10 protein-coding genes and 1 riboswitch are annotated in these 12935 nt (G+C 69.3%); of the genes, 7 read left to right on the top strand and 3 right to left on the bottom strand.

Features of this window, described 5'->3' with window-relative positions; all coding sequences use genetic code 11:
• Window positions 1–4: 4 nt before the first annotated feature.
• Window positions 5–115: riboswitch (SAM riboswitch) on the bottom strand.
• Window positions 116–178: 63 nt separating this feature from the next.
• Window positions 179–919 carry a TetR family transcriptional regulator gene (locus tag ACWF82_RS26805; RefSeq protein ID WP_452505509.1) on the bottom strand — a complete coding sequence of 247 codons (741 nt, stop codon included), beginning with the start codon at window positions 917–919 and terminating at the stop codon, window positions 179–181.
• Window positions 920–1052: 133 nt separating this feature from the next.
• Between ACWF82_RS26805 and ACWF82_RS26800 the strand changes: the two genes are divergently transcribed.
• The 3 genes from ACWF82_RS26800 (at window position 1053) to ACWF82_RS26790 (ending at window position 7298) form a co-directional block, all read left to right on the top strand.
• On the top strand, window positions 1053–2546 hold the full coding sequence (locus tag ACWF82_RS26800) for an MFS transporter (RefSeq protein WP_452505507.1): 1494 nt from the start codon (window positions 1053–1055) through the stop codon (window positions 2544–2546).
• A gap of 132 nt (window positions 2547–2678) precedes the next feature.
• Window positions 2679–3368: a hypothetical protein gene (locus ACWF82_RS26795; protein ID WP_452505505.1), complete on the top strand. Its 690-nt coding sequence runs from the start codon at window positions 2679–2681 to the stop codon at window positions 3366–3368.
• 81 nt (window positions 3369–3449) lie between these two features.
• A complete protein-coding gene (locus ACWF82_RS26790; protein ID WP_452505503.1) occupies window positions 3450–7298 on the top strand; it encodes a BTAD domain-containing putative transcriptional regulator in 3849 nt (1282 codons plus the stop codon).
• A gap of 21 nt (window positions 7299–7319) precedes the next feature.
• Here ACWF82_RS26790 and ACWF82_RS26785 read toward each other — a convergent pair whose 3' ends face one another.
• Complete coding sequence (locus ACWF82_RS26785) at window positions 7320–7967, bottom strand: hemerythrin domain-containing protein (protein WP_452505501.1); 648 nt, start codon at window positions 7965–7967, stop codon at window positions 7320–7322.
• Window positions 7968–8211: 244 nt separating this feature from the next.
• Between ACWF82_RS26785 and ACWF82_RS26780 the strand changes: the two genes are divergently transcribed.
• The 3 genes from ACWF82_RS26780 to ACWF82_RS26770 all read left to right on the top strand — a co-directional run bounded on the left by ACWF82_RS26780 (window position 8212) and on the right by ACWF82_RS26770 (window position 11551).
• On the top strand, window positions 8212–9429 hold the full coding sequence (locus ACWF82_RS26780) for an NADP-dependent isocitrate dehydrogenase (RefSeq protein ID WP_452505500.1): 1218 nt from the start codon (window positions 8212–8214) through the stop codon (window positions 9427–9429).
• Between the two features lie 223 nt (window positions 9430–9652).
• Window positions 9653–10855 carry an MFS transporter gene (locus tag ACWF82_RS26775; RefSeq protein WP_452505498.1) on the top strand — a complete coding sequence of 401 codons (1203 nt, stop codon included), beginning with the start codon at window positions 9653–9655 and terminating at the stop codon, window positions 10853–10855.
• Between the two features lie 228 nt (window positions 10856–11083).
• Window positions 11084–11551: a hypothetical protein gene (locus ACWF82_RS26770; RefSeq protein ID WP_452505497.1), complete on the top strand. Its 468-nt coding sequence runs from the start codon at window positions 11084–11086 to the stop codon at window positions 11549–11551.
• Between the two features lie 57 nt (window positions 11552–11608).
• On the opposite strand, the gene ACWF82_RS26765 is transcribed toward ACWF82_RS26770, so the two are convergent.
• Entirely contained in the window at window positions 11609–12139 is a 531-nt protein-coding gene (locus tag ACWF82_RS26765) for an ester cyclase (protein ID WP_452505496.1), read from the bottom strand.
• Window positions 12140–12349: 210 nt separating this feature from the next.
• Here ACWF82_RS26765 and ACWF82_RS26760 point away from each other — a divergent pair, with 210 nt between their 5' ends.
• Complete coding sequence (locus ACWF82_RS26760) at window positions 12350–12931, top strand: TetR/AcrR family transcriptional regulator (protein ID WP_452505494.1); 582 nt, start codon at window positions 12350–12352, stop codon at window positions 12929–12931.
• The last annotated feature ends 4 nt before the right edge of the window (window positions 12932–12935 follow it).

The following is a 12935-nucleotide window of genomic DNA, read 5'->3' as shown; positions in this document are numbered from 1 at the left end:
CTGCGATGCGCGCTTGCTCTCGACCTTCGAGAGCCCGGTCATCACCCGGAGCACCCCACCGCAGCTGGAGGGTTGCCGACCAGCGAGCCGGGGCTTGGCGCTGGTACTCATGACCTTGCCGTCATGTTAACCGGCCATCGGGTCAGCGCGGAAACTTCCCCCGGTTTCGTCGCCTGGATCACTCCGCCGCCGGTGTGCCGACCCCTGGCGTGTCGCGGTCGGCCGGTGCGCCGCAGACGCGGCGAAGTTCGTGGTAGGCGCGCAGGACGGCGCTCCTGGTCACCCCGGCGGCGGCTTCCGGTGTCGAGCCGAGCAGCTCGTCCTCGATGGCGGCCAGCGACAGGTGACACAGCATCTGCCAGGTGCCCGCGACCATCCGGACCGAGAAGTCGTCCGGCGTGGTCGCCATCCGCTCGGCGAGTTGCGTGCAGACCGCGACGTTCTTCTTCTCCGCGTATTCGAGCGCGCGGGCGTTCACGGCCTGGCTGGTTCGCATGATCCGCTGCATCTGCAGGAACTGGCGCAGGAACCGGATGCCGTCGGCGTCGGCCTCGGCGTCGATGACCTGCAGATAGGCGCCGCACAGCGCCCCGAGTTCGTTGCCGGTGCGCGGTTGCTCGCCGAGCGCGGCGGCGACGGTGACCCCGAAGTCGTCGATCGGGGCGAGCACGATGTCTTCCTTCATCGGGAAGTAGCGGTTGACCGTGCGCGGGGAGACGTCGGCGCCCGCGGCGATCTGCTCGACCGTGGTCGCGTCGAAGCCCTGCGAGTCGCACAGGTTCAGCCCGACCTCGACGATCGCCGCCTTGGTCTGGATCTTCTTGCGTTCGCGCAGGCCCGTCGGCGCGCGGCCGGCCGTGGTCAGGCCTGCCGGTTCGGTCGCCCGGTCCGCGCTGATCGGAGTGGTCGAGTCCAGCATCCCTCCAGATTACCGTCCGGCTCGATTTGTCTGTCCAATCGCGCCAAATGGCGCAGTCAGACATTTTGCTCTTGACGCCAATTGTCTCGTGGTGCCAGGATTGAGCCAGCCTTCGAGTGACTAGGAGTCCGTGGTGACCGGCATCGACATAGACGCGAAACCAACTGAGACACAACAGAGTTCGATGCGATGGTGGGCGCTGGCCGTCCTCGCCTCCGCGCAGTTGATGGTGATCCTCGACGCCACCGTCGTCACGATCGCGCTCCCGTTCGCCCAGAAAGACCTCGGCATCAGCGAGGGCGACAAACAGTGGGCGCTCACCGCCTACACCCTGATCTTCGGCGGCCTGCTGCTGCTCGGCGGGCGGATGGCCGACTACCTCGGCCGCAGGCGCATCTTCCTGATCGGCCTGGTCGGCTTCGCCGCCGCGTCGGCGCTGGCCGGGCTCGCCCAGGACGGGCTGCAGCTGTTCCTCGGGCGCGGCTTGCAGGGCGCGTTCGCGGCGCTGCTCGCGCCATCGGCGCTGTCGCTGTTGTCGGTGACATTCACCGACGTCAAGGAGCGGGCGCGCGCGTTCGCGGTGTTCGCCGGGATCTCGGCGGGTGGTGTCGCGTTCGGGTTGATCGTGGGCGGCGCGCTCACCGAGTACGTGTCGTGGCGCTGGACGCTGCTGATGAACACGCCGGTCGCGATCGTCGCGCTGCTCGGCGCGCTGGCGGTTCTCGTGCGCGATGTGCCGGTGCCGCGGGTCGGCGGTTACGACCTGCCCGGCGCCGTCACCGTGACGCTCGGGCTGGTGTCGATCGTCTACGGATTCAGCCGCGCCGCCGAACACGGCTGGCTGGCTTCGAGCACACTGGGCCTGCTCGGGGCAGGCGCCGCGCTGCTGATCGCCTTCGTCGTCATCGAGGCGCGCTCGGCGAATCCGCTGCTGCCGCTGCGCATTCCGGGGGAGATCAACCGGGGTGGGGCGCTGCTGGCCGCGCTGTTCATCCCGATCGCCATGTTCGCGATGTTCCTGTTCCTGAGCTTCTACTACCAGAACACCCTGGGCTACTCGCCGCTGAAAGCGGGCGTCGCGTTCCTGCCGTTCCCGGTCGGCATCGCGGTCTCGGCGGGTGTCACCAGCGCGCTGATGCCCAAGCTCGGCCCGCGCCCGCTGATGGTGGTCGGCGCGCTGCTCGGCACCGTCGGCCTGCTGTGGCTGGCCCAGCTCGGCTACGGCGACGGGTACGCGCTGAGCGTGCTGCCCGCCCAGCTGCTGATCGCGCTCGGTATGGGGCCGCTGTTCGTCGGCATGCAGGCCGTCGCGCTGCATCAGGTCGACGCCGACGACTCCGGCGTGGCCAGCGCCCTGCTCAATGCGGCCCAGCAGGTCGGCGGCGCGGTCGGCACCGCCCTGCTCACCACGATCTCGGTGCAGGCGGCGAAGAACTACGCGACCGACAATCCGACCGTCGACCACCTCGTCGACCGGGCCTCGATCTACAGCTACGACGTGGCGTTCTATGTCGGCGCCGGCTTCTTCCTCGTCGCCGCGGTGGTGATCGCGGTGATGATCAGGGACAAGCCGGAGAACCTGATCGAAGGCGACGAGCACGCCGCCCGGGTGCCGATCGCCGTCTGAGTTCGGATCACCGGGCCCCGCACGCCGTTTCCGGCGGGCGGGGCCCGTGTGTGCCGGGCGGCGGCACAAGGGCCAGGGCGACCGCAATTCGTTCGCAAGTGGGCGCCAATCGGCCGCGGTCACGCTCTGCTCATGACTATCGAGACCGCCGATGAGGCGAACAACACCGTGGCTGCCGTGCCGCATCCTGTCGACCCGGCGTCGAGCTCCGTCCCGCCGGGGAGCCGGGACCGGGGCAGGGCATTGGTCCTGGCCGTCGGCGCGGCCCTGTGGGCGGCGGGCAACCTCATGCATCCGCTGGAACACGCCGAGTCCTCCGAGCAAGCGCCGACCTGGGCGGCCGCGCATCTCACCTTCGCCGTCGGCGCGGTGCTGATGGCGGTCGGGTTACCCGCGCTGGTTCGGGCCATCCGCCGCCCGGGTGACGAGGGGGCGGGCAAGCTTCTCACCCTCGCGCACGGGTTGCTGTTCGCCGGGCTGGCGGTGGTGATCCCGATCGGGGCCTATCACGAGGTGTTCGTCAGCACCCATCTCGACCACCACACCGCGGCCGAGATCTCCGACGCCTCGGCCGCGGTGCTGGCGCCGCTGTCGCTGGCGTTGCTGATCGGGTTCGTGCTGCTCGCGGTGTACGCGCTGATCCGGCCCGCGGCGGTGTTCGGCCGCTGGTCGGGGGTGCTGATCATCCTGGGCACGCTGTCCATGACGGTCTCGGCCATGCTGCCGGGGGTGCTGCCCGGCGCGGAGGGGTGGTGGATCATCCCCGGAACCGTCGCCCAGGGTCTGGCGATCGGCATCGCGGGGGTGCGTATCGCCCGGTAAATTGACCGTATCGAAGACGAAGGACCGTACGGCGGCACGCCCGCCGTACGCATCGAAGTACTCGGTCCGCTGCGGGTCGAGGTGGGGGAGCGGCCCGCCGATCTGGGTGGACCGCGTCAGCGCGCGCTCCTGGCCCGCCTGGTGCTCGCGGGCGGCGACGTGGTGTCGACCGACCGGCTGATCGACGACCTGTGGGCAGGCGACCCGCCACCCAAGGCCCTCGGCGCCCTCCAGGCCCACATCTCCTACCTGCGCCGCGCCATCGAACCAGGCCGCCCGCCCCGCGCACCCGCCACCGTCCTGATCTCCGAGGCCCCCGGCTACGCGCTGCGCCTCGACCGGTCCGCGGTCGACGCCTGGCACTTCGAACGCCTGCTCGCCGACGGCGACCCCGACCCCGCCCAGCGCTATCGCGTCCTCGGCGACGCACTCGCGTGCTGGCACGGCGAGCCGTACGCTCCCTTCGCGGCAACCCACTGGGTCATCCCGGAAGCCGCCCGCCTCCACGAACTCCGCCGCCTCGCCGTCGAACGCCGCGCCGAAGCGGCCCTTGCCCTCGGTCACCCCGACGAGGCCTTCGCCCTCCTCCACGCACACGTCGCCGATCACCCCGACCGCGAAAACGCCGCCCGCCTCCTGGCCCTCACCCAATACCGCCTCGGCCGCCAACTCGACGCCCTCGCCACCTTGCGCCGGGTCCGCACCTACCTGGACACCGAGTTCGGCGTCCTCCCCGGACCAGCCCTCGGCGCCCTGGAAACCGCGATCCTCACCCACGCACCGGAACTGGATCAGCCCCCGGTACCAGCCGACCCGCCCCGATCGCCCGATTCGACGCGGCCAGAGGCGCCGACACCATCGATCGCCGGCCGACCGAAGTCCGATCCGCCGTTCCCCGACCAGCACTTTGCCGATGCCGCTGATCGGCTGACTGATGTCGGTCGGCTCATCGGCGATGGTGCGAATTCTGCACGGGGCGGTGCCACTCAGCCCGCTGATCGTGCCGCGGGTGCCTCTCGCCCCGCACACGTTCCCCCGCCGGTAGACGGTGCGGCGGCGGATCGGCCCTGGGGCGACGGTAGCCGCGCGGATCTGGCCGGTACGCGATCGCGGTTCATCGGCGCGGCGGTCGGCTATGACATCGAGCGGGCGGCGCTGCTCGCCGAGGCGGCGGAGGTGGTGGCGCACGGGCGGGCCAGGGTGGTGTGGCTGGAAGGTGAAGCGGGCGCGGGCAAGACCACCCAGGCCGAATCGCTGGCAGGCGCACTCGCTGCCGACGGGTGGACCGTCGTGAGCGCGGCGTGCCCCGAAGTCGACGGCGCTCCCGCCGCGTGGGCTTGGATACATCTGCTCGACGGACTCGGCGTGCAGGTGCAGGCAGGCGCGGTATCGCTGCGAGGTGAGCGCGCTGAACAGTCGGCGGCTCCGGGATCTCCGCGAGTCGAGGGCGCGCAGATTGCGATGGCTCCGACGACGGTTGGCCTGGTGTCGGGGTGGGGCGGTGGGCAAGCATCGGCAGGTTCGGTGCCGGATGGGTTTGGGGCACAGGGCTCGGCAGGTTCGGTGCCGGAAGGGTTCGGTGCGAAGGCGGGGCCGTTCGCTATCGCACAGGCGGTGGCTCGGGCATGTGGGCAGCGACTGGCCGACGGGCCTGTGCTGGTGGTTCTCGAAGACGTCCATCGTGCCGACAGCGCTACCTTGCAGATCCTGCGGCAGGTGGTGGCCTGGCTGGCGCAGCGGCCGGTGCTGGTCCTGGTCACCGCCCGGGGGTCCGAGGCCGACGCGGGGGTGCGGGCTACGGCCGCGGCGCTGGCGGCGACGACCGGATGCCGGTTGGAGCTGGGTGGTCTCGATACCGCGGCGGTGCGCGCGATCGCGGCCCGTGCGGGGTTGGGGTCCATCGATGACGACACCGCCGAGCGGTTGCGCGAGCGGACCGGTGGCAATCCGCTGTTCGTCCGCGAAGTCGCCAAACTCGCTGCGGCGGTGGGGGATCTGCATGCCGTACCGGATGGTGTGCGCGATGTGCTGAGCCGCCGGATCGCCCGGCTGCCCGCGGGCGCGGTCCGGGCCTTGCGTCTGGCCGCCGTGTGGGGCGACGATATCGACTTCGACACCCTGCTCGAGCTGACCGCCGAGCCGGAGGAGACACTCATCGACCTGGTCGACACCGTCACGGTCGCCGGCCTCGTCCGGATCGCGGGCACCGATCGAATCACCTTCGCCCACGCGCTGATTCGCGACGCCGTCTACGGCGACATACCCGCCTTGCGTCGGGCCCGCCTGCACTGGTCGGCTCTGGAACTGCTCGAACGCCGCACCGGCACGACCATCGCGGACGTTCACCAGTCTGCCGATCACCGCACCGCACGCCTCGAATCAGGCACCGGCACAGTCGACCTCGACGCCATGGCTCACCACGCCATCGCCGGTGCGGGCACCGCGAACGCCGGCCGGGCCCTCCGCTACGTCCTCGCCGCTGCCCGCAGACGCACCGCCCGCCGCGCCCACCAGGACGCTGAGCCCCTCTGGCGTTCCGCACTCGAATTACACACGCGCGCAGGACATGGCAGCGCCACCGCCTCTCGCGACGACCGCCTCGCCGCGCTGTCGACCCGCTGCGCCCTGATCAACGCCCTCGCCTACGGCGGCAACGACGAACAAGCCCGTATCCTGCGCGTCGACGCCCTGGAAACCGCCCGCACCCTCATACCGCCCACCGACGGCCACGCCGCGTCGGACGGTGCCACCACGAGCTCCGGCACCGACGCCCCGATCATCACCACCGACCCGATCGCCGCCGTCCTCACCTGCTGGCGCGCCCCCACGATCTGGACCAGCCGGGAACGCGGTGCTCCCGACCGTGGCATGCGGGCCGATCTGGCCGCCGCGCTGACGCGCACGACGGCGCCGGACCTGCGGATCCGGCTGCTCGTCACCACCGCCTTCGAAGTCGTCGGCTTCGACAACCCGCACGCCTTCGCCTGCTCCGCCGCGGCCTTGCGCGCGGCGCGCGAGCTCGGTGATCCCGAATTGTTGTGCGCCGCACTCAATGCCAGGGCTTTCGTCGCGCTCGGTCCCGATCTGTGGCCGGAGCGCGGCGACCTGGCCGACGAACTGCTGCGCGTGTCGACCGAGGCGGGTCTGCCGGAGTACCAGGCGGTCGCGCATTTTCTGCGCTTCCTCGTCGCCTCGGGCGCGGGCAGGCTGGTCGCCGCGCGGGCCGAGATCGCCAAGGCACTCGACTGCGCCGAGGGCGGTCAGCTCGGCCCGCTGCTGGTCGTCTCCACCGCGCATCTGGCTGTGCTCGCCGCACTGCGCGGCGACTTCGCGACCGCCAAGGCCATCGATGCCGACCTCAGCGCGAAGATGATCGCGGCAGGTCACGCCAACGGCGCCGAACTGACCCTGCTGGCCGAGATGATGACCGGCTGGGCGCTCGGCGACCTCGCACCCGGCCTCGACGGATACGCCGCGCTGAACGCGGCCGCACCGCACGCGCTCCGGTCCGCGTACATGCTGGCACTGCTCGACGCGGGACACACCGAGCGAGCGGCCGCGCTGCTCGGCGCGGGCACCCCGGTCCTGCGTGACTACTACTGGTGCGCGATGTCGGTGTTCGAGGCCAGGGTGGTCGCCCGGATCGGCACGGTCGAGGCGGCCCGGCGGCTCTATCAGGACCTGCTGCCCAGAGCGGGCACCATCGCGGGCATGGACTCCGGGTCGGTCGCCTTCGGCCCGGTCGACACCGTCCTCGCCGAACTGGCCGACCGGCTGGGTGACCACGCCGCCGCGACCGCGCACCGCGCCGCGGCCGAGGACGTACTCGCCGCCATCGCGACCGAACTGGCCGCTCTCGACGACATCGGCATCGCGACAACGACTACCGGCCGGCAAGCATCCACCGCCGGGCCTTCGGCGAAGACATAACCCTCGCCCGACGGCCCACCGTCACCTCCCTGCCAGCACCCGCTCCCGCCTGCGGTACCCGATGCCGAACACGGCCAGCATCACTCGCACCGGCAGCCCGCCCTCGGCGGTCACCTCGGCGAGCTCCGCCCGCGTGCACACCGCGACCATGCGCGGCAGTTCGAAACTCATCACCGCGCCGCCGCGGGCCGCCCGCTCGACCTTCTCCCACTGCCCGGTGGTCACGTACGCGGTGACGATTGGGAACACGGTCCGCTCCTCGTCGGCGATGTGCTCGTCGAGCACGGTGTGCAGCCGGGTCAGCCGCTCGGCCAGGACGGCGGCCGCGCCGGGCCGCCGGGCGACCAGGTCGGCACAGGCCGCCCTGAGCTCGACCAGCATCGGGTCGAGCTGGGCGTGGTCGTCGGTCAGCTCCCTGAGGTCGACCGCGTCGCCCGCCGCGGCGGTGAGCGCGGGCCAGAGGACCTCGTCCTCGACGCGATGGTGATGGTGGATGGAGTCACACAGCAGACCCAGATACTCGGCGATCGCGCGGGCCCGCCGCGGCGAACACGGCGTCCCCGCGGCAAGCTCCCCGGTCAGGACGGCGAAACGAGCGATATCGGCGAGCATCGCGCGGTGGGCCAGCCGGATGCCGAGTAGGTTGGGAGTCGAGCGTATGTCGGTCATGACCCGACAGTGCCCGCGGTCACTTGTGACCTGTTTGCCGTCCGCTGCGGGGCGGAGTCCCGCACAGCGGGCCCTCCCATCGCGGTGAGGTAGGGGGCAGCAGTACGCTCGTCTTGTTTGCACCACACGTCCCGCAGACAACGCGGGGCATATACGTTGTCTGTTGGAACAGCTGGGGTCCGCTCACAAGCGTGTTCGCCTGGCCGTGCAATGAGGGCACCATCCTAGGAGGACACGAAGATCCATGTCCAAGATCAAGGTTGAAGGTACCGTCGTAGAACTCGACGGCGACGAGATGACCCGGATCATCTGGCAGTTCATCAAGGACAAGCTGATCCACCCGTATCTCGACGTGAACCTCGAGTACTACGACCTCGGCATCGAGTACCGCGACAAGACAGACGACCAGGTCACCGTCGATGCCGCGAACGCCATCAAGAAGTACGGCGTCGGCGTGAAGTGCGCCACCATCACCCCCGACGAAGCGCGGGTGAAGGAGTTCGGCCTCAAGAAGATGTGGCGCTCGCCCAACGGCACCATCCGTAACATTCTGGGTGGCACCATCTTCCGCGCGCCGATCATCATCTCCAACGTGCCCCGCCTGGTGCCCGGCTGGACCAAGCCGATCATCATCGGCCGCCACGCCTTCGGCGACCAGTACCGCGCCACCGACTTCAAGGTCTACGAGGCGGGCACCGTCACGCTGACCTTCACCCCGGAGGACGGCAGCGAGCCGATCGTGCACGAGGTCGTGAAGATGCCCGAGGACGGCGGCGTCGTCATGGGTATGTACAACTTCAAGAAGTCGATCGAAGACTTCGCGCGCGCCTCGCTCAACTACGGGCTGCAGCAGAACTACCCGGTCTACATGTCGACGAAGAACACCATCCTGAAGGCCTACGACGGCATGTTCAAGGACACCTTCCAGGAGATCTTCGACACCGAGTTCAAGAGCCAGTTCGACGCGGCGGGCCTGACCTACGAGCACCGCCTGATCGACGACATGGTCGCCTCCTCCATGAAGTGGGAGGGCGGCTACGTCTGGGCGTGCAAGAACTACGACGGCGACGTGCAGTCCGACACCGTGGCGCAGGGCTTCGGCTCGCTGGGCCTGATGACCTCGGTGCTGCTCACCCCGGACGGCAGGACCTGTGAGGCCGAGGCCGCGCACGGCACCGTCACCCGGCACTACCGCCAGCACCAGCAGGGCAAGCCGACCTCGACCAACCCGATCGCGTCGATCTTCGCCTGGACCCGTGGCCTGGAGCACCGGGGCAAGCTGGACAACACCCCCGAGGTGATCGGCTTCGCGCAGGCGCTCGAGGACGTCGTCATCAAGACCGTCGAAGGCGGCCAGATGACCAAGGACTTGGCGCTGCTCGTCGGCGGCGACCAGGGCTACCTGAGCACCGAGGAATTCCTGGGTGCGCTGGACGTGAACCTCGCTCGCGCCCTGAAGTGAGATAGCTCCCCCGCCTCCCCGCAAATTCAGGCCGGACTCAGGTGACGCGAGACCCGCGTCGGCGACCGGCGGATAAGCGAGGGGTGGAGTTTGCTCGACCCGGTGAGTTACCCATGTTCTTACGAGATCAGTGGGTTGCTCGCCGGGTCGTTCTCGTTCGGGGTGGGGTAACTCACGCTCGCCCTGGGTAGCGATCGGGTACCCCGGCCCGTTGCATGGAGGCGTGACTTCTTCCCTCTCAGCCGCCGACCAGGTCGACGCGCCACGCACGAGCTGGCATGTCCCGGCGATGCTGGCGCTGGCGCTGGGAGGGTTCGGCATCGGCACCACCGAGTTCGTGACGATGGGCCTGCTGCCCGATATCGCGAAGGCCTTCGGCATCTCCGAGCCCACCGCCGGGCACGCGGTCTCGGCGTACGCGCTCGGCGTTGTCGTCGGTGCGCCGCTGATCGCCGCGCTGTGTGCCAGGGTGCCGCGCAAGAAACTGCTCATCGCGTTGATGGCCGCGTTCACCGTCGGCAATGCCGCGACGGTGCTGGCCCCGACCTTCGGCACGCTCGTGGCGGCCCGGTTCGTCTCCGGGCTGCCGCACGGCGCCTACTTCGGTGTCGCCTCGCTGGCGGCGGCCACGCTCGCCCCGGTCGGGCAGCGGGCGAAGGCGGTGGCCGCGGTGATGCTCGGATTGAGCGTGGCGAACGTGATCGGTGTGCCCGGCGCGACCTGGCTCGGTCAGCATCTTGGCTGGCGGGACGCCTATGTCGTCGTCGCCGTGATCGGTGTGGCGACGGTGGCCGCGCTGTGGCGATATGTGCCCTCGCTGAGCGACATGAAGGTCACCAACCCGATGACCGAACTCGGCGCGCTGCGCCGCCCGCAGGTGCTGCTCACCCTGGCCGTCGGCGCGATCGGCTTCGGCGGCATGTTCGCCGTCTACACCTACATCGCCACCACCATGACCGATGTCGCGGGCATGCCGATCGGCGCGGTCCCCATCGTGCTCGCCCTGTTCGGCCTCGGCATGATCGCGGGCAATATCCTCGGCGGCGTCATGGCCGACCGCGGTGTCGACCGCTCGATCTTCTTCGCCATGATCGCGATGGTGGTCATCCTGGCCTGCTTCGTCCTGGCCGCCCACAACCCCATCACCGCAGGCATCGGCGCCTTCCTGGTCGGCGCATCCGGCGCGGCCCTGGCCCCCGGCCTGCAAACCCGCCTGATGGACGTCGCCGCCGACGCCCAAACTCTCGCCGCCGCCCTCAACCACGCCGCCCTCAACATCGCCAACGCGGCGGGCGCCTGGCTCGGCGGCCTCGTCATCGCCGCCGGGCTCGGCTACACCGCCCCCGCCCTGGTCGGAGCCCTACTGGCCGTCCTCGGCGTCCTGCTCTTCGCCGTCACCGTGTGGGGCGGACGGCGCTCGGCCTGACTCTCCGGCTCGATGCCACATTCCGGCGTGGTCGAAATCTGGATTACCAGATCGCCGCGCGCACATGCCACCGACCCGGCGAGTGCGCGTCGGCACGCCGACCAGGCCGGTGTGTTTCGCCCAACACACCGCCATGATTCGGGTGCTCCACGCATTCACTAATACGGTGCCCGGCATGCCGAGCTACCTGCACGAAGGTTTGCTTGATCTCATGTCATTCAACCGCTGGTGCTGGGGCCCGACCGCTTTCCCGTCGTCACCGACCCGGATGAGACCAGGCGCTGCCCCGAGCTCGCGACCCTGTCGGCGATCGCCCACGGCGCGGGACCACACATGGAGGAAGTCCTCGTCGCTTTCCTTGCCGGGCTGATGAAAACCGACGACGAACGTGTGAAAAGGTACCTTGATCTGGTCGACGACGCATTGACCATCGCGGCAAGCCGACGTCTGGAGGAACTGATGAAGACCACTCCCGAATACCGCGGCCGTATCGCCACCAAGTACGTGGCCAAAGGACGCGCGGAAGGACGCGTGGAGAATGCTGCCCATGCGGTACTCACGGTGCTCACTGCTCGCGGGCTCGAGCTGTCGGCCGCGCAACGCACTCAGCTCGCCGAATGCACCGATCTCGGCCAGCTCGACGCTTGGTTGACGCAGGCCGCCACCGCAACCAGCACCGACGAGCTCTTCACCTGACGTCGTCGGAGCCCGAGATGGCCGGATCGCCCAGCGCGGAGCACCGACTCATCGCCGCTAGCGACGACGAGCGAGGCCCATTACGCGCGTTTTGGCGTTGAAGGCGGCCTTCAAAGCCTGATCCGCCAGCGATCCGTCCGGGGGCAGTAGCTTGATCTGGCGCGCGAATTCCATCTGGTCGTAGCGCACCGTATTGGTGGCGACCTTCCTGCCCGCGAGCACGAAGTGATCCATGCCCTCGAAGTCGATGCGCGCACCGGTGCCGTCGATCCCGAAGTACGTGTCGACGTGCCGACCGGTCAGATGCCAGTGCGCGAAGACATCATCACCGGACTCGGCGATCGCCACGATCGCGAGGTCGAGGTCGGCCACAGCGGAGAAGGTCTGCTCGAAGTAGGCGGCGATCTCGTCGGTGCCACGACATGTCCCGGTCGGCAGGTACACGACGGTATCGGCCGTCCACCAGGCCCCACGCAGACTGTCGACATCCTTGGCGTTGAGCCGCCCGAACGCCCATCGGACGAGTTCCGCGTGGGAGCCGTCCTTCGGCGGAGCGATTCTGGTCAGAGTACGACTGGTATCGGTCATCTCAAACTCCCATGCACGTAGTGCGCGGCAAGTTCACCGGCGCGTCTCGGAAGCGTCCTGCGTCCATACACTAGTAGCCGACGGCTATCGAGTCAGGTGGCACGACATCCCTCTGAAAGATGTCGGTGGCGGAATCGAGATATCCCCCGGGCTGGATGGCGGCTTGCATAGTTGACCGATCGGTCGAAATAGCCTTGGTAAGCTCGGAAAGTGGCGCGTACCAAGGAATTCGACCCCGATGTCGCGCTGGACCGTGCGCTGGATCTGTTCTGGCAGCGCGGCTACGAGACGACATCGATAGCGGATCTGATCGAGCATCTCGGTATCGCCAGGGGTTGCATCTACGCGACTTTCGGCAGCAAACACGAGCTCTTCATGAAGGCGCTGCAACGCCACCTGGAGATCGTCGACGCGCGGGTCACCGCGGAATTGGCCCGTCCTGGCCCGGCGCTGCCCGCGATCAGAGGGCTGATCGACCGGTTCGTGAACGAGTCCTGTGCGGAGAACCGGTTCCTGGGTTGCCTGGTCACCACGGCCGCGGTCGAGCTCGCCGCCCGCGACGCCGATGTCGCCCGGCTGGTCGAATCCAGTTGGGCGCGCACGGAGACGGCCCTGTTCTCCGCGCTCTCGCGCGCCCGAGCACAGGACGAACTGCCGCCCGACGCGGATACGCGCGCCATGGCCCGCTTCCTGCTCGTCTTCTTCCAGGGCGTCTGGGTGCTCGAACGCGCACCCAATTCCGCCACCCGCCTGCGGGACGCGGGTCGGGTCGCCGCCTCGATTCTGGGCTGAGCGC

The organism is Nocardia sp. NPDC055053 (genome assembly GCF_053608285.1).
Note: the sequence above shows the minus strand (reverse complement) of the source record. Positions and strands in the feature narration are given on the sequence as shown.